Raw genomic sequence first — 20,790 nt, 5'->3', positions numbered from 1 at the left:
CTCCACGATCGATGCATCTTCCCACGCCACCCAGACCTGACATCAAACCGCGAAAACGCTGGATTCCCTCCCTCATCTGGTTAGTGCCACTCATCTGTGCGCTGATCGGTGTTGCGCTGGTAGTCAAATCCGTCACCGACAAGGGACCGACGGTGACGGTCACATTCAGCAACGCTGAGGGCATGGAAGCGGGTAAAACGAAGGTCAAATACAAGGACGTGGAGATCGGTTCGGTTCGGTCGGTCGCGCTGTCAAAGGATCTGCAGCATGTCATCGTCACGATCGATCTGATCAAGCAGGCAGGAAAGTTCGCGAACCGAGGCACGCGCTTCTGGGTGGTTCGTCCGCGCGTGGGCGCTAACGGCATCTCGGGCCTCGGTACGCTGCTGTCCGGCGCGTACATCGGTGTCGACGTCGGGCAGTCTTCGGAAAGCCAAGCCGCGTTTGTCGGGCTCGAAAGTCCGCCTATTGTCACTTCCGGGCAGCGGGGGCATCAGTACACGCTGAGAGGGGAGTCTTTGGGCTCCGTCGATATCGGCGCTCCGATCTTCTACCATCGCGTCAAGGTAGGCCAGGTGGTCGGCTTCTCGCTCGATCCGCATGGCACCGGCGTCATCGTCAATGTTTTCGTCACTGCCCCGTTTGACCAGTATGTCGGCACCAATACACGGTGGTGGCACGCAAGCGGTGTTGACCTTCGTCTGGATTCGAACGGATTGAAGCTCAATACACAATCTTTGGCGACGGTGGTTGTCGGAGGCCTGGCATTCCAGTCGCCGCCGGGTCAGGACGCCGGACAACCGGCGGGGGACAAGGCCGTGTTCCGGCTCGCATCGGACGAGTCGGACGCGATGCGCGAGCCCGACGGCGCGCCGCTCAATGTCGTGATGCGGTTCAACCAGTCGCTGCGTGGCCTGTCTGTCGGCGCGCCTGTCGACCTTAGAGGCATCGCGCTGGGGCAGGTGACGGACATCGGTATCGAATACAACGAAAAGGAGAAGAGTTTCAGCATGAAGGTATCGCTGGCGCTGTATCCCGACCGGCTCAGCCGGCGCTCCAACGAAGCGCTACCGGCTCCGAACTCGCAGGGTGGTCATGAGTTGCTGGAACACCTCGTCATGGAGGGAATGCGCGGCCAGTTGCGGACCGGCAATCTGCTGACAGGCCAGCTATTCGTGGCACTCGACATGTTTCCGAAAGCGCCTCGGGCGAGTGTCGATGTACATCGCAATCCTATTGAACTGCCGACTGTGCCGAACACCCTTGACGAACTTCAGGTGCAGATAGCCGACATTGCGAGGAAGCTGAATCAGGTGCCGTTCGACAAGATCGGAGCCAACCTTAACGGTGCACTTGAAAACGCCAACAAGCTGTTTGGTCACATGGACACACAGGTCGTTCCACAAGCCCGCGACACGCTAGCGGCGGCGCAGAAAACCTTCAGTACCGCCGAAACGACGCTCCGGCAGACGGCGCCCATGCAGTCGGACGTCCAGGATGCGATGCAGGAACTCACGCGCACCCTGCAATCCCTCAATGCGCTCGCCGATTATCTGGAACGTCATCCCCAGGCGCTTCTGTTCGGGAAGAAAGGAGATCAACGGTGAACCTCATCCAATCCCGCGCGTGGCGCGCGGTCGCCCGTATTGCAACCGTCGTGGCTCTGGCCGCGCTGAGCGCCTGTGCTTCCCCGCCGGCCCGCTTCTATACCCTCGGCACTGACAGGGAACCGACGCGTGAAAGCGTCACGGTCAGTCCTGCCTTCTGGATCGACATGCGCGTGGCGAAGGTGCCGGTTTCAGTGGCAAGGAGCCAGATCGTCGTACAGGACGATGCGGCGCGCGTCAGGATTCTGGAAGACGAGCGCTGGGCATCGCCGCTTGCAGACGAGCTGCGCAATGCGCTGCTCGCGGCCGCAACTCGGCCGACGGGCCGACCCGACACGTTCCAGCCAGGTCATGCTGAGGACGCTCGCACGTATCAGGTCTCCGTCGACGTGCAGCGTTTTGAGTCGTGGCCGGGCTCACACGCGTTGATTGACGTCACCTGGAGTGTACGCAAGTCGAACGACTCACGAACATTGACCTGCCGCAGCATAGTCAGCCAGCCCGTATCGGCCGGCTACGATGCACTCGTCAACGGCCATCGAGTCGCAGTGAGAAGGATAGGCGCCCAGATTGGCGACGCCGTCCGGGAATTTTCGGCGTCGGCGATCGTGTCGGCGACTGCACCGGCGCGCGTGCCTGCGAGTACGGGAAGTTCGGTCTTGTCATGCCCGGCTCTGGCGGGCTGAACCAATACAGGAATTGGCGCACCGCGCACCGGAAGGAACATGGAACGAAACCGCCACCGCACCTGCGCGGGAACATTCAAGATCGTCGGGACCGAGCCTTGCAACAGCAGCGGGAACGACGATTCCTGCTTGCGTAAAGAGGCCAATGACGTGTGCATCGTGCTCTTTGATCGCTGGTGCGAACGCCGCGAGATTACGCCACTCATCTACCTGCTCCATGCGTGGCCGTTTTTGCCGTCGGCGTCTCATCCGGTCAGAGCTCTGTCGCGAGCGCTTAGCGAACTTGCGAAGTGCCACAGCGAAGCTCTCGACGACCAGGAGCGCGAGCTCATTGCTAGTGTCAAGGCTTTAGCCGGTGGATTCTATCGCTAGCGGTCGACCGGACTTGTTCCCCGGTCCGCCACGCTGGCGGCTGATTTCAGGCGGCCAAGCCGTCGGAATTAGTGTGACCGGGCCCTCGAACTCAAACGGCTTCAGTCCTTTCGTCGACGGCAGGCAGCGGACGCGCCGCGATCTTCTCCGCTTCTGCCCGCTTGATCCCGAGTGTGTACAACAGCGTGGCTGCTGTACGCTCGGGCAAGTGCTCTCCACTAAACCCAAGTTCCTTGAGTACGTTCGACGCGGGCGCACCGGGAGCGACGAAATTCAGGTCCGCGGCAATCACGGACAGCACGGTGCCCCCCACTGAAAGAAAGCCCATCAGCGGGTCTGCAAGCACAAAGCGCTTGGCCGCAATACCGTTGGCGATGTCTCGCAGCAGCCGTTGACCAAGACCGCGGCTCAGCGCGCGCGCTGAAAACCCTTCGCGTATCAGGAAACGTCCCCATACGGGGTCGCGCCGCGCGCGCATCACCGTGTGGCGCACGGCGACGGAAACCACCTCGGCCGGATCGGAAAGGCCACTGGCAACACGGTCCAGCACGTCCGCGAAGTCCTTGAAGACGTTGTCGACAAGCGTCGAGTAAATCTCTTCTTTCGATTCAAAGTGGTTGTAGAACGAACCGAAGCCGACGTCGGCAGCCTCGGTGATCTCGTTGATCGCTACGCCTTCCATGCCTCTCTCAGCCATGAGCCTGAGGGCGGAGTCGAGCAGTCGGGCGCGCGTCTCGCGCTTGCGGCGCGCGCCGCGTGGCTCGCGCTCTTCTGCGACGGGTGCCGGGGACGGTGCGGCAGGGGCTGCGGGCTTTGCTGTCCGGCGATTTGAAGGGTTAGGCATTGATGGATCCGATCCTGGGCATGCCCAAGTATAGATTCAAACGTCTACATTGACAAAGTACGCAACCATGATGTTAGTGTCAACGGCAAAAGAGGCTGGTCTAATGTACGACATATGGAGTGACTGTCGAGATGGCAGCCTTCGGCGAGCAACCAGTCGCCCGGCAGCGTCACTGGATCTCGCAATGAATGCAACCGTGCAGTCAAGACCTGTTATCTGATGGGCGCGGGCGGGATCAAGTCGCTTGTGCGACGACTCATTGGTCGGCAGTTCAAAGGCCAGACGTCTGTAGAGGGCTTAACGCGGCTTGAAAGCTTACGCGTATTTCGCGCCATTGTAGAAGTCAAAAATTTCAGGCGTGCTATTTTGGATGACTATCTATTCGATGACTGTAGACGGAATCCGAAGCTCCGCCGGTCCGGGATTGCGATCTGTGGGTTGCTGGTTCGAAATGCTACCGCTCATACCTCGGACTACGACCGTTCGAGAGATCGACAGCGGTATTTCCGAAGCACGTAATCGCTTCAGGATTGCAAATAGCAGATCACTTCTCGTGTCGCCGGCGATCCTGGGGCTGGCGACATATCCGGTGGCGGTCAGTGTCATTCCCTCAGGCGTCAACTGGCTGAAGATCACCGAAGGCGCGGGGCGGTCGAGAACCGATGGATGATCCAGGTAAGCTTCCAGAAGAACATCGCGTACCTGCTCCGGGTCGATGTCCAGCGCAAACGTAAGGCTCAGCGTGACAACTCCCTGCGTTTTGTTTCCCATTGTCACGTTCCGCACATTCTGCGAAATCAGGTGTGAATTGGGAACGATTACCGTTGATCTGTCCGCGAGCTGTATTTCGGTTGCACGTACACTGATACGCCGGATGTCGCCTTCAATGCCGGTGATACTGATCATGTCGCCTACTTTGACCGGCCGTTCCGCAAGCAATATTAGTCCGGAGATGAAGTTTTTAACGATCTCCTGCAGACCAAAGCCGATACCTACTGACAATGCGCTGACGATCCACGCCAGGTTATGCCATTTCACACCGAGTGCGGAAAAGGTTTGCAGCGCGACAAGGACATAGCCGACATTGGAGAACACCGTTAGCAGCGACGCGCGCATACCTGAACTCATTTGCGTCTTGGGCAGAAACTCGGTGTCGAGCCATTTGCGGACGAGTCCAACCAGATACAGACATAATGCGCAGGTAAAGATAGCGCTAAAAATATGGGCGGGAACAATATTGAGCGCGTGTAAGCGCTCGCCGCCGAGCACGCTGAGAATGCTGTCGATCAGGTCTCCTGGCGTCGTCCCGAGCCCCCCCGTGAGCAGTGCGATGACTGCAGCCAGTATCAATGCGCTACGAAGAACGCCAGACAGGATCGTTGCCACCTGTGCAAGATGGACTTCTTGCAGTCCGAATAGTTGCCCGACTGCTTTGCCGCTGGCGTGGCATGGCGAAAATACGCTTTCGGAAACATCATGGGCGAGCTTTGTCAGCAGATAAACGCTGCTCAGTACGAGATCGAACCAGACCAGTTCGTAGGTCAGGAACCGCGCAAACGAAACATAGCCACAAAGCAATGCAATCAGAGAAGCGCCGACGGCAAGGCAGACGGCGGCGTGAATAATCCCAGCGAGAGTCGAACGAGCCTCGGGCGATTCTCCTGCAGCGGCAAGCGCACGGCGTACCCGGTTTGCTCGTAAAAGCGACATACCGATGGTTAGCGCGACCACTAACGCAACCACGCCACGAGTAAAGAGGGTAATTTGCAGACTCGTGTCGATTGCGCGGTTGAGTTGCTCGACGGCACCTGAAAATAGCAACAGTGCGGCCAGTATCCATGGGAAAGGACGTAGCGCGCGAGCGACCGGATCTGCGATGGCCGGCAACCGCCATGACGGATGTCGTGAGCTAAGCAATGCCCGGCCGAGAGCAACAACCAACGCGCAGGTCACCACGTGTTTGATGAATTCGCTGGCGAAGCCCTGCAGCGTAGCGGGCACCGCCTGCTGGCGGGTCAACGCGAAATAGAATAGATCAACGGCACATATAGTGGTCGCCACGGACGCGAATACGGTCGAGATCGCCATCGCGCTGCGCCGTAACCGGCCTTCCGGGAGGCGGTGCAGGCAGAACCGTTCCGATGCTCTGTCAAGAAGCCGCGTGCCAATCGTTGCGATGGCTAGAGCCAACAGCACAAGCAGCGCGGTTACGGCCCGATGCCCTGCTTTCCACGTCGATTGAATCTGCCTTTGGATCTGCCCAGTGAAGTCTCGCAGACGCTGATAATCAGCTGTGTCGGGATGGAACGCGGGCGCCCAGAACGCGGTGCTGACTACGCTGTCGGAACGAAGGGCCAACTGATCCTTTAGATGGTTGTGCAGCAGTCGGGTGATCTGGGCGCTCAGCTTGGCAAGATTTTCCTTGATGGTTGCCGCTTGCCTGATTTCGGCGTCGAGTTGTAACTGCTCGGCAGCGAGCACATTGCGCTGTTGGGCGACTGCGGGCGTTTCCGCTGCGGATTCGGAAGCGGGTGCGGCTCCGAGTACGTCGAGCTGTGCATGCGTTTTCGCGCGATCAGGCTCCAGCGACGTGGTTATCAGCCTGTCGACGTCTTCGGCGACGTGCCGGCTCAGTGCATCCAGTTCGAACAACTGCGCATCGCTTGTTGCCGTCGAAGCACGCTGCCGTATCTGGTCCTGTCTATTCTGCAGCGCATTGAGCGTTTGCAAAGCGATGGAACCTCCGCCCACGGAGGGCGAAACATCAGCGGGAGCGTCCAGACTGGAGGGCGGCAGCGCCGCCGCATTCAGAGCGGCGCTGGCCAGGCCGAACATGATGAGCGCGATAAGGCGAAGTATGACGGCAACCACTTGTCGCACGATGTGAAGGTGGCGAAGAGTATGCACTGGCGAGATCGGGCTCATGCGCGCGATACGTATGTGAGCGGAGTTGCATTCGGACGCGGCCGGGCGGGAAATCGGCTGCCGCACTGACTTGGGAAATGCTCAGCATTTGCCGTCATATGACGATCTCGGAAACAGATGGGATGGTTGCACGTCAGCATTTGGCAGTCTGGATGAGGGGTAGGGCGCGCGAAGCGACTATTTCATTTATGTGGGACATACATCGGTCGCGATGCGGTGTCCGTGTGGACGAGCCAGAAACTGTGGGTCGCGGGTGGTCATCTTGATCGAATGCGGCAGGACCGTTGAAGGTTCCGACTCCGAATATCCATGCTCTCTTGCATGCCCCCGCGCTCCCTTGCCCTCTTTTCCAGTACGAGCAGTCTAGTTATGGGGAGCGCATCTGTCAACAAAAATAAACTGTACGGTTCAGATAATCTTCTGGTACGTCGACCGGGGCGACTGGCGCCGTATGGCTGGGACGCTTTGCTGAGCGGCGATTTGTGGCGTCGGGCATGACAGGTCGAGGCGTCCCCACGTCCATGTATAGATGGAATCCCTCTATTGACAAAAGTATCAGCGATGACTTTAATGTCACTAACGACGGCAGAGAGCCAGCGTTACAGACAACATGGCAAACGCCAAACGACAGATGGAGTGACTGTGGAGACAGCAGCAAAGGCGGGTGCCGCGCCGTCAAGCGGCATGGCCAGATTGCCCATCGGGAGCAACGGCTTCGTCTCGCTCAACACGATAGTTGGGAAGACCTCGAAGCCGCATTTCTTCGCGGGCTCGTGCCCGTCGAACGGGCTGCCTCGGTCCGATCGATCGCACGCGACGATCGGCCAGGACACTCCGGCCGCCGATGCAAATCGGCTCGTGCGCGAAAGACTTGCCTTGCAGGTGGAGCCCCGCCGTCTCATCAGCGCGCGAACCCTGGAAGCTGCATACGTCATCCGACCCGTCTGATTCCCCATTGCCATGAAACTGACTACTGCACAGCCGAGCCGTCACCCCAATCCCACGACAAAAGCGTCGGCATTGGCCTATCTGATATTCGACCGACCAGACCTCGATAAAGCCGAGCAATTTCTCATTGATTTCGGGCTACAGACGGTGTCGCTCAGTGAAGACCTCCTCCTGTTGCGTGGAACGGGTGCTTCGCACTTTTGCTATGTCGTCCGGAAGGCACCAAAGTCCCGGTTCGTTGGATTCGGTCTGCAGGTCGATAACAGGGCCGAGCTTGATGCACTTGCAAAACTGCCGGGCGCCTCGGACGTCGAACGGTCTCCCTTGCCCGGTGGCGGCTATCTGGTACGACTGACCGACCCTTCAGGCTTTCGCATCGATGCGATTTGGGGCCAATCGCCGGCTTCGACGCTATCCCATCGGCCGCCATTGCCGTTTAATTCCGCGGATGCGGCTGTCCGGATTAACGCGACGCAGCGACCGCCCGAGTGCGCGCCGGAAATCGTCCGGCTCGGACATGTCGTGCTTGAGCTTGTCGACTATCAGGAAACCTGCGCATGGTATACGCAGCATTTCGGCTTTATCCCAAGCGACGTACAAGTGCTCCCCGATGGCTCGCCCGTCGTCGCGTTCATGCGGCTCGATCTGGGTGACAAGCCGGCCGACCACCATACTCTCGCGCTTGCACAAGGCTTCCTGCCCACCTACAGCCATAGCGCCTACGAAGTCGTCGATGCCGACGCGGTCGGCATGGGGCAGCGCGTCTTGCGCGAAAAGGGCTGGACGCACGCTTGGGGGATCGGCCGGCATATTTTGGGCAGCCAGATATTCGACTACTGGCAGGACCCGTGGGGCGACAAGCACGAACACTATTGCGACGGCGATCTCTTTACGGCGGATGCGCCGGCGGGTGTGCACGCGGTGAGCCGCGAAGCGATGGCGCAATGGGGGCCGACAATGCCGCGCAGTTTTACAAAGCCCAGATTCACGCCTGCGAGCATCGCGGCACTCTTCAGGAACCTGCGCCGCAGCCCCGACCTGACGCTGAGCAAGCTGCGCTCGCTGGCAAAGATTTTCGCCTGAACCAAACCCTTCAATAGAAACCGGAGATCGATAAATGGCACTTCATGTTCTGCATTACAGTCACTATGGCCACGCCCAATGGGGCATCGTGGCCAACGGCGCGATTACGCCGATTCCCGGCGAGTTCAACACGACCGCCGAGTTCATCGAGGCGAATCCAGTCGAACGGCTGCTGGTGCTAGGCGGTCCGACGATTCCCGAGTCGGAGGTGGACTGGCTGTCGCCCATTACTGACAACCAGCAGTTCCTTTGCCAGGGCGCGAACTATCGCCAGCATATGATCGAGTCCGGCATGGATCCGGATGTGAAGAAGTTCAACATGATCTTCACGAAGGCGACGAGCTGCATCGTTCCCGCCGACTCATCCGTCGTGAAGCCCAGGGAGGTGCAGTTCCTCGACTACGAGATCGAACTCGGTCTTGTCCTCAAACGCGGCATCAGGGCGCGAAAGACTGTCACCGAAGAGAACTTGCATGAGTACATCGCCGGCGCCGTTATCGTCAACGACTATTCCGCGCGCGACATCCAGATTCCGCAGATGCAGTTCTACAAGGGCAAGAGCTATCGCACGTTCGGCCCTGTCGGCCCTTACCTTTGCCTCCTTGAGAAACACGATATTCCGAAGTTGAAGGAACTCGTGCTGACGCTGACGGTAAACGGAACCGTCCGCCAGAATGACACGACCGCGGGTCTTGTCTATGGACCGGCAGAGACCTTGTCGGAGCTTTCAGGCGTGCATGATCTGCACACTGGCGATCTGCTCGCGACGGGCACGCCGTCGGGTTGTGCACTGAGCATTCCATCGCCCGAAAAGCAACGCGCCGCGGCGCAGCTGCCCGACGCGGAAAAATGGCGTCTTTTCCTGAAGATGCAGGAGGAAAGACCGCAGTACCTGCGAGTGGGAGACGTCGTGGAGGCGCACATCGCCAGCTACGATCGCTCGATCGATCTGGGCGTGCAGCATAACGTCGTTGTGGAACAGGCCGCATGAAAGGCATCGCAAACATGGACGAGGTCCTTGCCATCGAAATGCAGGGGCTGCCGGCGGATCTTCCGTCGAGCACGTACGAGATGATCTGCCGGGGCGCGACGATTAATCCGTCGGCACCCGCACTTTCTTTCTTTGCAACCGCCGACGACCACCGGCACGCAGAGTGCTGGACGTACAGCGAATTCGTGCGCGATGTCACGCGAACCGCGAACATGTTTGCGCGCCTGGGAGTACAGCGCGACTCCGTTATCGCTTACGTTCTGCCGAATCTCCCTGAGACGCACTTCGTGATCTGGGGCGGGGAAGCCGCCGGCATTGTCTGCGCGATCAATCCGCTGCTTGAGAGTGACGCCATCGGCGAACTGCTCAACGCCTCATGCGCGAGCGTGCTCGTCACGCTGGCGCCGCTGCCCGGAACCGACCTCTGGCAGAAGGTGCAGGCAGTGCTGCACAAGCTCCCTTGCCTGCAGCATCTGGTACTCGTGAATCCGGCCGCCCGCATGCCGGGCGAAAAGGGACTTGCCGCCAGGGTACTTCGACGTGGTGAGGGTTCACACCTGCATGGGCCTGGCGGCGTGCACGGTGCCGTGCCTGCACATGTCGGCATCCACGATTTCAGCACCGCAATCGCGAGGGAATCGGGGGAGGCGGTCAACACCAGCGGTCGGATGAGCAGCGATGATGTCTCGTCCTTCTTCTGCACGGGCGGCACCACTGGACTGCCGAAGATTGCGGTTCGCCGGCACGGCAACGAGGTGGTCAATGCGTGGAACGCGGGTCAATTCTTCGGCGACAGCATTGGTCCGGGGAAAACGATTTTTTGCGGGCTACCGCTTTTCCATGTCAACGCCGTGATGGTGACAGGTCTGCTGGCGCTTTCGCGTGGTGCCCACGTCGTGCTCGGCACACCGCAAGGTTACAGGGGCGAGGGCGTTGTAAATCGTTTCTGGGAAATCGTCGAGCATTACCGCATTAACTTCTTCAGCGGTGTCCCGACACTCTACGGATCGCTGCTTGACGTTCCGGTTGGCGAACACGATATCAGTTCACTCGAGTATGGGTTGTGCGGTGCCGCCCCCATGCCGGTGGAACTGCTTCGCACTTTCCAGGATCGTACGGGAATAAGAATCCTCGAAGGCTACGGCCTCACCGAAGGTACCTGCGTTAGCAGCGTGAACCCGCCGGTTGGCGAGCGCAGGGTGGGTTCGATTGGTCTGCGTCTTCCAGGGCAGGCAATGAAAGCCGTAGTGGTCGATGAAGCTGGCCGCTATGTTCGAGATTGCGTTGCGGATGAGGTCGGCCAGCTGGTTATCTCGGGGCCCAATGTGTTCGCTGGCTATACGCGACCGGAGCAGAACAATGGCATCTGGATGGACGGTGGCGACGGCGGGCGGTGGCTCAATACCGGCGATCTCGGACGCTGCGACACTGACGGCTACTTCTGGCTCACCGGCCGCAAGAAGGAACTCATTATCCGGGGCGGACACAACATCGACCCTGCGGCAATCGAGGAACCATTGCATCGCCATCCCTCAGTCCAGATCGCCGCGGCTGTAGGGCGCCCCGATATGCACGCGGGCGAGTTGCCGGTCGCCTATGTCCAACTGAAGCCAGGCACAACCGCAACCGAAGCGGAACTGGCCGAGTTTCTGCGTCACGAGATCAACGAACGCGCCGCGTTGCCGAAGGGGATACGGATCGTGGATGCGATGCCACTGACCGGCGTCGGCAAGATCTTCAAACCAGCGCTTAAACGGCGCGAAACGGTAGACGCCCTGAATTCAGCGCTTGTGGAAGCTGGCGTCGCGGATGCAACCGTTCGCCTCATTGATGACGCCTCGCGCGGAATGTCGCTCCAGGTCGAACTTGCCGACCCCGCTTTTGAAGCATTGGCGACATCCTCGCTCGGGCGCTTTCCGTTCGCATTTTCTGTCTCGGCCGCCGCGAGGCCGTCACGGGCAGAGCAACCGTCGGGGGAGAAAGACCCAGCAGCGACAGATGCGCAGGGCAGCGCAACGTGACACGAGCCACGACATCACATGGACGGGTTCGATCACGCACCCGGATTAAAGTTTAACCGGGCGTAGGCGCCGCGAAGTCGCGGTGCCGACACCTGGCAGTGTTTCGAGTTTAGAACACCTAATGGTTTGCAGGAAAAGAGCATGAGTGTTGGAGCAGAACGGTCTTTGCGTTCGCAGGTTGAAAAATGGCTTGGGCCGACTTCTTCGACGCCGGTTCGCGTTACTCGATTCAGTCGCGCGCGCTCGAATCAGAGACCCTGCGTGCGTATCGAACTACTGCTACCGGCCGGCCCGCTTGGATTCTTTTTCTTCCGGCACCGCGACGGTACGTGGTGCGTGTTCCCGCCTGAGACGGAACGCCTGGCCATGCACGCTTACCAGGGCGTGGGGTGATCGGAGTACGTGGTATGTGTTTAGCTATACGAAATGATGAAAAAAATCATTCGGGTAGATCCAGTTGCGACACCGATGATTCATAACAAGTTCGAAACAGAGCGACAGGAGGAGAGACATGCGGAATTACAAACGCGCAATCAGTTCGGTAGGTATGGTGGCTTGCATCTGCTCGGCTGCGCTTATCGGAAATGCCAATGCGCAATCGGCAGGAAGCATAACGCTTTCGACAGGGTGGCTTCACGTCGCGCCACAGGGAAATGCAACGCCGCTCACAGTAGAAAGCGTCGACGGCGTTACGGTGAATCAGCAACTTTCCGGCACCGGCGCGCACGCGAGTTCCACGGATACGATGGGAATTACCACCGAATATTACGTCACCGACAACATCGGCGTCGCCACGCTTATTGGACTGCCACTCACAGTGAACTTGGTCGGCGATGGCACGCTCAAGAAGTATGGAACCCTCGGGTCGACGAGACCGATCCCGCCCGCTATCGTCCTTCGATACCACCTGTTTGCAGCCCAGTCGAAATTCCGTCCTTTCGTCGGATTAGGGGTGAACTACACATGGTTCACACAGGTTCGGACAACCAACAGCCAGTTTGTCACGGATAACCTTGGTCCGGGCGGGTCGGCACACGCGTCACTCAGTTCGTCCTGGAATCCGGTATTTGAAATCGGGGCAAATTATGCGATCACAAAACACTGGTCTGTCGGAACCGCTGTCGGTTACGTTCCGCTAAAGACTCACCTTACCCTGGACGGGACGACCGCAACTGGGACGCACATCGTTTCCAGATCGACGCTGCGAATCGATCCCATTAACGTCTTCCTGAACGTCGCCTATACGTTCTAGCGCGTAGAGATCGCCAATGGACGAATCGAGAGATTTGAAACGCTCATCGAAGACATGGACATGATTTTTCACCACCCGGACCCGGCTACGGTCCGCGATTTCTCGGTCGATTGTGACATGTTGCTGCAATGGAGCCCTGCGTTGCCGGGTCTCTGACTTACAGCCTGACATGGCCGCGCTCGCCCGGGCCACTCGCCCGCCCGGGGAAGCGCTCAGTCATGCCGTTATGCCTGCGCTTGCGCAACAAACGAAGCTTTTCTTTGGATTGAATAATGAAACGACAGGTCCTCAAGACCATTCTGTTTGCCTTGCCCAAGGTTCTTGACCTGACGGCACGCCGCTTTCCCGCTTATCGTGATCGCCTGAAGGAGCGCGATCTCGTGGCCTGGATCGGACTTATGGATGAAAGCGTCGGCCGCGTCATCACATTCAGGAACGGGCGCGTGCGGTCGCGCGCCGGCAAGCATCCGCGGGCCGACGTGCGCATGGCCTTCAAGGATGTCGCCACCGCCCTGAAATTCCTTTCTCCGAACCCTGACCAGGGCGAGATCATCCACGCTGCCAAGAATTTCAAGGTGGTGACCGAGGGCGAGGACGAACTGCTGGTTTGGCTAATGCAGACCCTGGGCATGATGCGCACCGTCGGCCTGCCGATGGGCACGCCTCTGCGCGATGGCACGCGCCGCTACACCACCTGTACCAACGGCGGTCCTCTGTTCGTCTACGTCAAGGATGGCCGCGTCGTTCGGGTGACTCCCATCGAACTGGACAGCACGGATGCGCCCAGTTATGTGATCGAGGCGCGCGGACGCCGTTTCAGTCCGCCACGGCGTAGCCTGGTAGCACCCCACGCCTTGACGCTCAAGTCACTCGTCTATTCCGACAAGCGCATCCTTCATCCGATGAAGCGGGTCGACTTCGACCCTGACGGCGAGCGCAATCCACAGAACCGGGGCAAATCCGGCTATGTGCGTATCAGCTGGGACGAGGCCCTGGACATTGTCGCCAGGGAAATCAACCGGCAGAAACGCGTTCACGGTCCCGGTTCCATCACCTTCCCGATGTCGTCTCATCACCAGTGGGGCAACGTGGGCTACTACCTCAGCGCACTGACCCGCTTTGCCAACCTGATCGGCTTCACCCGGGTCGCGGCCAATCCGGACAGCTGGGAAGGCTGGTACTGGGGTGCCATGCATCATTTCGGCAACTCGATGCGCGTCGGCGTGCCATCCGGCTACGGTGGAGTGGAGGATTGCCTGCAGGAAGCCGACATGATCGTCTTCTGGTCCTGCGACCCAGAAAGTACCAACGGGGCCTACGCGGGATTCGAGGGCACGCCGCGGCGCTTGTGGGCCAAGGAGCTCGGCATTGAGTTCGTTCATATCGACCCGCACTGCAACCCGACCGCGCAATTGCTGGGCGGGCGCTGGATTCCGGTCCGACCACAAACCGATGCCGCGCTCGCCACCGCCATCATGTATGTGTGGGCAGTGGAGGACCTATACGACAAGGATTACGTTGCCACGCGCACGACCGGATTCGACGAGTGGAGGGCCTATCTTCTCGGCGAATCCGATGGCGTTCCCAAGACTCCCGAGTGGCAGGAGAGCGAGACCGGTGTGCCCGCCAAGGATGTTCGTGCGCTTGCGCGCCGATGGGGGAACAGGAAGGTCCATCTCGCGGTGGGGATGACCGGCGCGGGATTTGGTGGAGCAGGCCGAGGTGCGACTGGAGCGCAATGGGCGCGGTGCATGATCATGATGATGGCGATGCAGGGCTGGGGTAAGCCGGGGGTCAATTTCGGCTGCCTTGAAGCCGGTGTGCCCCACGACCTCCATTTCTATTTCCCTGGCTACGCGGACGGCGGCATATCCGGCGACCTGGCTTGGACCGCCAATGCGGTGAACAATTACCAGCGCATGCCGCACATTCTGTCCATGAATCCGGTCAAGCAAATGGTCCCGCGGCAGCAACTGCCCGACGCCATTATCAACGGCCATGCGACGGGCTACCTCTGGGACGGCATGTCCCAGGAAGCCCAGTTCGCGCCGTTCAGCTACCCCATGCCCGGCTATTCGCCCATTCACATGATCTACCGCTACGGCGGGTCCGCCTTCAGCACGGTGACGAATTCCGGACGCTGGCCCGAGGCCTACCGGCATCCGAGCATCGAGTTCGTGGTCAACCAGTCGATCTGGATGGAGGGCGAGGCCCAGTTCGCCGACATCATCCTGCCTGCATGTACCGCGCTGGAGCGATGGGACATCGGCGAATGGGCGAATTCCGGCGGCTATGCCCACCACGGGTTTAGTACGGTCAATCATCGCGTGATGACACTGCAGCACAAGTGCATTGAGCCTTTGGGCGACTCCCGTTCCGACTACGACATCTTCGCCGCCATCCTGACGCGGCTGGGCCTTGGCGGGGTGTTCACCGAGGGGGGCAGTGAACTGGATTGGGTCAGGCGGGTCTTCGACTCGTCGGATCTGCCCGATCACATTTCGTGGCGCGAGTTCTGCCGCAAGGGCTATTTCGTCGTGCCACCCGAGAAGCCCGAATTGCGCCATCCGGTGGACATGCGCTGGTTCGCGGAGGGACGGCGCAAGGACCTGCAGGAACCCCATCCGCTGCCGTCCCAGTTTTCGGAAAAATTCGGCATGGGCCTGCAGACGCCGAGCGGCAAGCTGGAGTTCGTGCCCGAGTTGCTGAAGCGGCACACTGCGGACAATCCCGAGCGGCCACCGCTTAACCGGTATATCCCCTCGTGGGAGGGGCTGCGCTCGGACCTGGCTCAGCGTTATCCGTTGCAGTTGATCGCCACTCACAGCCGTTACAGCTTCCATACCCACTGTGACGGCAAGAACTCCTCGGTCAACAGCGTCGAGGACCATCGCGCGCTGATTGGCGGCCACCGCTTCTGGCTGCTGAGGCTTGGTCCGGCCGATGCGGCCATTCGAGGCATTGCCCATCGTGACCTCGTCAAGGTCTACAACGACCGTGGCGCCGTGATCTGCGCGGCCGACGTCTCGGCGCTGGTCACCGCGGGAGTGGTCAAGTCGTACGAGGCAAGTGCCGAATTCAAGCTGATTGAAATCGATGGCGAGCGCGTCGAGATCGGCGGTTGTATGAATATGCTGACCCCCGACCGGCCTCAAACCGCCGGCACGAGCAGCATGAGTCCCAACTCCTGCCTGGTGCAGGTCGAAAAATGGAAAAGTGCCGAGGCGTTCATGCTCGGTCGCGCAGCGTGAGGAACATGGAATGAGCAAGTGGAATCTGGTTATCAAAGTCGGGCGTTGCGAGAACTGCCAGAACTGCGTCATTGCGGCGCGGGACGAGCACGTCGGCAACGACTTTGCGGGTTATGCCGCGCCCGCCGCAGCCGACGCCGACAGCACGGTGCGTATCCTGCGCCGTGTTCAGGGCGATTCGCATATGGTTGAGACCACGTATCTGCCTGTCATGTGCAACCACTGCGACGAAGCACCTTGCATGCGGGTGGGCGGCGACGCCATTCGCAAGCGCGCCGACGGCATCGTCATCATCGACCCGGACAAGGCGCGGGGCCGCAAGGACATCGTGAAGTCCTGCCCGTACAAGGCCATCGTCTGGAATGAAGAACTGCAACTGCCGCAGACCTGGATCTTCGACGCCCATTTGCTCGATCAGGGTTGGCCTCAGCCGCGTTGCCAGCAGTCATGTCCCACCGACGTCTTCGAGACGGTCAAACTCGATGATGCAGCGATGGCAGAAAAGGCCCGGCGCGAGGGACTCAAAGTGTTGCGGCCTAACCTGGGCGCAAAGCCTCGCGTCTGGTATAGCGGCCTCGAGCGCTGGGAAACCTGCTTCATTGGCGGAAGCGTCAGCGCGCGTATCGGTGACGTGGTCGAGTGCGTCACGGATGCGGCGGTGGCGCTGTACGTCGGCAACGAGAAGCTGGCTGAAACTGTCTCGGACGGCTTCGGTGATTTCAGGTTCGGCGGCCTGGTGAAGGGAAGCGGCATCTACCGGGTCGAGATCCGTCATGACCTCGGCAACGCTTCGTGCGAATGCGAACTGGGCGAAAGCACTTACCTGGGCGAGGTCAGTCTCGTCCAGGCCACTAATGACGCTGTGGTCGCATGATCGCGCAATGAAGCTGCTTTGCCTGAGATCGACGGGCCCCGCTCACCGGCGGACTAGCTGCATAGGCAGTCGCTGGGCGATTCGAACGGCGCGCGCTGTCGCTAGAACACTTCCAACGCGACGAAGGCGCTCTCGACATACTGCGCCGATTCCTCACGAAGGGCGTTCTGGCGCCTCGTCTGAACATTCCGTACCTTTCCCGGATTCCGCTGTTCGCTACGACGCCCCGTGTATCCAGCGCACTTTGTTGGAGACCCTATTAATAAAGTTGACGCAACCATCAGTATTGAGTCTAATGTCATTTGGTTTCAGTCTGTGAGACACATATCCGTTATTGACTGAACCATTTTGAAACGCGTCATCTGACACACGCGCCCATTGGCGACAACTCGGATGGCGGCCTGACCGGTACGCTATTCCATGAAGCGCGAACGCCTGACACATTCACAGCGCAGAGAACGGACTCGAGAGTTCCTGTTTGAGGCTGCGCGGAAGATGTTCATTGAAAAAGGAGTGGCCGCAACAAGCGTTGAGGAAATCGCTGAGGCGGCTGGCTATACGCGCGGCGCGTTCTATTCGAATTTCGGCGGCAAACGGGAACTGCTGATCGAGCTACTACGACGCGAAGACGATAGGGCGCTAGTGAATCTTCAGGGGATCATGAAGGAGGGTGGCACGGCCGAGGAAATGAAGGAGCGCGTCGTCGCGCACTACAGCAGATCTTTTCTTGAAAACGATTGCTTTCCCCTCTGGGTCGAAGCCAAGCTACTCGCGGGCCGAGATACCGCGTTTCAGGAGCGCTTTAGTGCCTTCCGGCACAACAGGTTCGAACAGATTGGCGCGTACGTCGGCACGATTTCGGACCGCAATGGTGGACCAATGGTTCTCCCGACCGACGCTCTCGCGCTTGGCTTGATGAGCCTGTGCGATGGTGTGCAGTTTTTCAGAATGTGCGATCCGCAATTGATGACCGACAAGGTGATGCATACCGTGCTTGCCGCATTTTTTTCGTGTGCACTGTGGCGGTCTTCGAAAGAAATGGCGCTGGTCGATCATCGCGCGGTCGAGCCCGACTGAGTCCGCGGACGTCCGAGCGCCGTCGTGTGCGCATACAGGATCCGCGACCAAGGCCTCGTACGATGAAGTCGAGCGGCAAGCGTCTGTGTGACGCGCCGTATCCTGCTCGCGTTTCGTTCGCCAGAGTAACCGCCCGGACAGCACTTCGGTCTTGAGCGGTCGATGCAAATAGTTATATGTTTTCCAAGCTATTGAAGGATGTGGCCATGTATTACGAGCATACGAATTTCCAAAATACCGATGCCGAGAGCGGCACGAATGACCCGAACAAGTTCGATTCGGTGAAGAATCCTGTTGTTGAGGCAACCAGTCCGAATTCGGCAAGGAACTGGGCATGGGCGCATTCTGGCGATGCATATGACTGGATGGACTGGCACAGTCCATTTCCTGCGGCAACTCCGTCCGAGTGACGACCCGAGGTGTAGTTCGGCTCGTCGCCGTATGTGTGCATGCGCCTCACAGTTGACGTAGCCGTCGTGTACGAATGGTATTCGCGTATTTGACGAACGCATAGATCTACACGCGTGTCGCCACACGCACCGTTTTTCCCCGCCCGACACGAAGCGGCACACCCGATGGCAGCGAACTATCATCGCGGTAACGAGGGCTCGCCGATATCGGACACACACTAGCAATCCATCGCCTTATATCGTGCTTCACGCGGTAGGACTGTCCAACGACAGCTAAGTGTAATGCCAGCGACTCCCAAGGTTCATCGGCGCACCCTAAGGTCTTACCGTCGTAACCAACGGTAAGGAGACGGAGATGGCGATGTTCCACTTGTCACAAAGATGCAATAAGGTGTGCGTACGGGTTTCGCTCAGCGCATGTGCGGGAGCGGCCGCGCTCGCATTCGCGACGTGGCCCACAGGCGTGACGGCAGCAGGGTATGATCACAAGTCCGAAACGCGCACGCCGATCAAACATGTGATCGTGGTTGTCGGAGAAAACCGGACGTTTGACCACGTGTTCGGCACCTACCAACCGAAACGGGGTCAATCAGTGTGGAACCTGCTGTCGCAGGGCATTGTCAACGCGGACGGCTCACCGGGCCCACACTTCAAGAAGGCTCAGCAATACCAGGCGCAATTGATGGGACCGGCCGACTTCTCGCTCGCCCCCTCGAACAAAACTCCGTACGGAACACTGCCCGCACCGAACACCGGTGGGACCGCGACCGCGGCTAGCGACGCAAGCCCGCCACCTTTCTTGACGCACGATGCGGCCGCGCAAACCGAAAGCGACGCTCTGGAGGTGTCCGACATCGATCAACTGTTGACCGGCGCTTCAGGGCTGCCGACGGATGCGAAGGATTCGCGGGTGGCCAACTACAACTCGTTGCTGAACGGTCCGTATCTCCTGCAGCCACCGCTCTACGATGCCTACATGGGTGGTCCGGTTCATCGCTTCTACCAGGCGTGGCAGCAGGCGGACTGCGCAGTCGCGCATGCGAGCCACGCAAATCCCAGCGGCTGTCTGGCCGATCTGTTCGCGTGGGTCGAGACCAGCATCGGTGCGGGCAGCAACGGGAAGCCGCAACCCACGCCCTTCACGGACCAGACTACCGGTGAAGGCTCGAATGCGCTCGGCTTCTACAATGTGAACAACGGCGACATGCCGTACTTCACGCAGTTGGCGCGCCAATACGCGATGAGCGACAACTATCATCAACCGGTGATGGGCGGCACCGGAGCCAACAGCATCATGATCGGCGCGGCCGATGCGTACTACTACACCGACGGCGCCGGCAACGCGGCAACGCCGCCGTCGGACCAGATTGAAAACCCCAACCCGCTGGCCGGCACGAACAACTGGTACACGCAGGACGGCTACTCGGGCGGCAGCTACAGCAACTGTTCGGACCCCGGCCAGCCCGGTGTCCGCCCGATCCGTCGATACCTTGAAGCGCTGCCCTACGACCCAAAGCCAAATTGTGCGCCGAAGCACTATTACCTCCTCAACAATTACAACCCGGGTTACAACGGGGACGGCACGGTGCTCGACAGGACGAAGTCGCCGTTCACGATACCGCCCTCGCCGGTGCGCACAATCGGCGACACGCTGCTCGAGCGCAAGATCCCGTGGAAGTACTACGGTGAAGGGTGGCGCAGCTTCATCAGCGATCCGTCGAAAAGCGTCTACTGCAACATCTGCAATCCGTTCCTGTATGAGACGTCAATCATGACAAATCAGCAGGTCCGCGAGACGCACCTTGCCGACCTGCCGGATCTGTATGCGGACATCGGCGACGGCAATCTGCCCGCCGTTTCATTCGTGAAGCCGGGCGGACTGCTCGACGGGCACCCGACGTCGTCGAAGTTCGGGCTTTACGAGGCGTTCGTGAGGAAACTGGTTGATGCGGTGAAGAGCGATCCGAAACTATGGGCCACTACTGCGATTCTCATCACCACGGACGAGGGCGGCGGCTACTACGATTCGGGCTACATCCAGCCCATCGACTTCTTTGGCGATGGATCGCGTATTCCAATGATCGCTGTGTCGAAGTATTCGTCGGGAGGGCGCATTTCGCACGGGTACGCGGATCACGCGTCGTTGGTCAAATTCATCGAGCGCAACTGGGGGCTGCCGCCGATTACGGGGCGCAGCCGTGACAACCTGCCAAACCCGGTCCAGCGCAGCGACAACCCGTACGTCCCGGTTAATGCTCCCGCGATCGGCGACCTGTTCGATCTTTTCGACTTCGGGCGGGACTCCGACGATCATGACGATCACGCACGCGATGACGGCCGGTCCCGCAACGATGACGGAGGGAGCGGCGGTAAGGGCTGGTGGCCATTCTGATCGTGTCCCGCGCGTTCGCGCAGTGAGGACTCAATCAGGACGGGGGAGTGCGGCTCA

The 20,790-nt window shown here is 59.7% G+C and carries 14 protein-coding genes; 12 read left to right on the top strand and 2 right to left on the bottom strand.

Annotated features, from left to right (window positions below; genetic code table 11):
* Positions 1-11: 11 nt before the first annotated feature.
* Genes B0G81_RS16590 through B0G81_RS16580 form a run of 3 tightly spaced genes read left to right on the top strand, consistent with a single transcriptional unit; the run spans position 12 to position 2,665 of the window.
* Positions 12-1,607, top strand: a complete 1,596-nt coding sequence (locus tag B0G81_RS16590) for an MlaD family protein (protein ID WP_134137625.1) — start codon at positions 12-14, stop codon at positions 1,605-1,607.
* A complete protein-coding gene (locus B0G81_RS16585; protein ID WP_166679009.1) occupies positions 1,604-2,293 on the top strand; it encodes a PqiC family protein in 690 nt (229 codons plus the stop codon). The genes B0G81_RS16590 and B0G81_RS16585 overlap by 4 nt, the downstream gene beginning before the upstream one ends.
* Before the next feature lie 39 nt (positions 2,294-2,332).
* Positions 2,333-2,665, top strand: coding sequence for a hypothetical protein (locus B0G81_RS16580; RefSeq protein ID WP_134137620.1), 333 nt, complete (start codon positions 2,333-2,335; stop codon positions 2,663-2,665).
* 91 nt (positions 2,666-2,756) lie between these two features.
* Here the strand turns inward: B0G81_RS16580 and B0G81_RS16575 are convergent, their stop codons facing one another.
* Together B0G81_RS16575 and B0G81_RS16570 are read right to left on the bottom strand one after the other, a co-directional pair.
* Positions 2,757-3,509 carry a TetR/AcrR family transcriptional regulator gene (locus B0G81_RS16575; protein WP_106283040.1) on the bottom strand — a complete coding sequence of 251 codons (753 nt, stop codon included), beginning with the start codon at positions 3,507-3,509 and terminating at the stop codon, positions 2,757-2,759.
* 378 nt (positions 3,510-3,887) lie between these two features.
* Positions 3,888-6,434, bottom strand: coding sequence for a DUF3772 domain-containing protein (locus B0G81_RS16570; RefSeq protein ID WP_134137615.1), 2,547 nt, complete (start codon positions 6,432-6,434; stop codon positions 3,888-3,890).
* Between the two features lie 960 nt (positions 6,435-7,394).
* On the opposite strand from B0G81_RS16570, the gene B0G81_RS16565 reads away from it, so the two are divergent.
* The 9 genes from B0G81_RS16565 to B0G81_RS16520 all read left to right on the top strand — a co-directional run bounded on the left by B0G81_RS16565 (position 7,395) and on the right by B0G81_RS16520 (position 20,733).
* Positions 7,395-8,465, top strand: a complete 1,071-nt coding sequence (locus B0G81_RS16565; protein WP_134137613.1) for a VOC family protein — start codon at positions 7,395-7,397, stop codon at positions 8,463-8,465.
* Between the two features lie 34 nt (positions 8,466-8,499).
* Positions 8,500-9,456, top strand: coding sequence for a fumarylacetoacetate hydrolase family protein (locus tag B0G81_RS16560; RefSeq protein ID WP_134137609.1), 957 nt, complete (start codon positions 8,500-8,502; stop codon positions 9,454-9,456).
* A complete protein-coding gene (locus tag B0G81_RS16555; RefSeq protein ID WP_134137606.1) occupies positions 9,453-11,477 on the top strand; it encodes an acyl-CoA synthetase in 2,025 nt (674 codons plus the stop codon). Before B0G81_RS16560 ends, B0G81_RS16555 begins: the two co-directional genes overlap by 4 nt.
* A 511-nt stretch (positions 11,478-11,988) precedes the next feature.
* Positions 11,989-12,729: an OmpW family outer membrane protein gene (locus tag B0G81_RS16545; protein ID WP_134137598.1), complete on the top strand. Its 741-nt coding sequence runs from the start codon at positions 11,989-11,991 to the stop codon at positions 12,727-12,729.
* A 272-nt stretch (positions 12,730-13,001) separates the two neighbouring features.
* Positions 13,002-15,980, top strand: a complete 2,979-nt coding sequence (locus tag B0G81_RS16540; RefSeq protein ID WP_134137594.1) for a molybdopterin-dependent oxidoreductase — start codon at positions 13,002-13,004, stop codon at positions 15,978-15,980.
* A 10-nt stretch (positions 15,981-15,990) separates the two neighbouring features.
* Complete coding sequence (locus B0G81_RS16535) at positions 15,991-16,854, top strand: 4Fe-4S dicluster domain-containing protein (RefSeq protein ID WP_134137590.1); 864 nt, start codon at positions 15,991-15,993, stop codon at positions 16,852-16,854.
* 420 nt (positions 16,855-17,274) lie between these two features.
* Positions 17,275-17,931, top strand: a complete 657-nt coding sequence (locus B0G81_RS16530) for a TetR/AcrR family transcriptional regulator (protein WP_134137585.1) — start codon at positions 17,275-17,277, stop codon at positions 17,929-17,931.
* Between the two features lie 206 nt (positions 17,932-18,137).
* Positions 18,138-18,341 carry a hypothetical protein gene (locus tag B0G81_RS16525; RefSeq protein WP_166679008.1) on the top strand — a complete coding sequence of 68 codons (204 nt, stop codon included), beginning with the start codon at positions 18,138-18,140 and terminating at the stop codon, positions 18,339-18,341.
* A 355-nt stretch (positions 18,342-18,696) separates the two neighbouring features.
* Positions 18,697-20,733 carry an alkaline phosphatase family protein gene (locus B0G81_RS16520; RefSeq protein WP_243856499.1) on the top strand — a complete coding sequence of 679 codons (2,037 nt, stop codon included), beginning with the start codon at positions 18,697-18,699 and terminating at the stop codon, positions 20,731-20,733.
* Positions 20,734-20,790: the final 57 nt, after the last annotated feature.

Source organism: Paraburkholderia sp. BL6665CI2N2 (assembly GCF_004366535.1).
Taxonomy (GTDB): domain Bacteria; phylum Pseudomonadota; class Gammaproteobacteria; order Burkholderiales; family Burkholderiaceae; genus Paraburkholderia.
This window is presented reverse-complemented; position numbering and strand designations above follow the sequence as displayed.

Bases quoted from the DNA above. Each gene is read 5' to 3' on its own strand.
- B0G81_RS16570 (WP_134137615.1), bottom strand. From the start codon at position 6,434: ATGAGCCCGATCTCGCCAGTGCATACTCTTCGCCACCTTCACATCGTG.
- B0G81_RS16565 (WP_134137613.1), top strand. From the start codon at position 7,395: ATGAAACTGACTACTGCACAGCCGAGCCGTCACCCCAATCCCACGACA.
- B0G81_RS16545 (WP_134137598.1), top strand. From the start codon at position 11,989: ATGCGGAATTACAAACGCGCAATCAGTTCGGTAGGTATGGTGGCTTGC.
- B0G81_RS16580 (WP_134137620.1), top strand. From the start codon at position 2,333: ATGGAACGAAACCGCCACCGCACCTGCGCGGGAACATTCAAGATCGTC.
- B0G81_RS16590 (WP_134137625.1), top strand. From the start codon at position 12: ATGCATCTTCCCACGCCACCCAGACCTGACATCAAACCGCGAAAACGC.
- B0G81_RS16530 (WP_134137585.1), top strand. From the start codon at position 17,275: ATGAAGCGCGAACGCCTGACACATTCACAGCGCAGAGAACGGACTCGA.
- B0G81_RS16525 (WP_166679008.1), top strand. From the start codon at position 18,138: ATGTATTACGAGCATACGAATTTCCAAAATACCGATGCCGAGAGCGGC.
- B0G81_RS16535 (WP_134137590.1), top strand. From the start codon at position 15,991: ATGAGCAAGTGGAATCTGGTTATCAAAGTCGGGCGTTGCGAGAACTGC.
- B0G81_RS16540 (WP_134137594.1), top strand. From the start codon at position 13,002: ATGAAACGACAGGTCCTCAAGACCATTCTGTTTGCCTTGCCCAAGGTT.
- B0G81_RS16555 (WP_134137606.1), top strand. From the start codon at position 9,453: ATGAAAGGCATCGCAAACATGGACGAGGTCCTTGCCATCGAAATGCAG.
- B0G81_RS16575 (WP_106283040.1), bottom strand. From the start codon at position 3,509: ATGCCTAACCCTTCAAATCGCCGGACAGCAAAGCCCGCAGCCCCTGCC.
- B0G81_RS16560 (WP_134137609.1), top strand. From the start codon at position 8,500: ATGGCACTTCATGTTCTGCATTACAGTCACTATGGCCACGCCCAATGG.
- B0G81_RS16520 (WP_243856499.1), top strand. From the start codon at position 18,697: ATGGCGATGTTCCACTTGTCACAAAGATGCAATAAGGTGTGCGTACGG.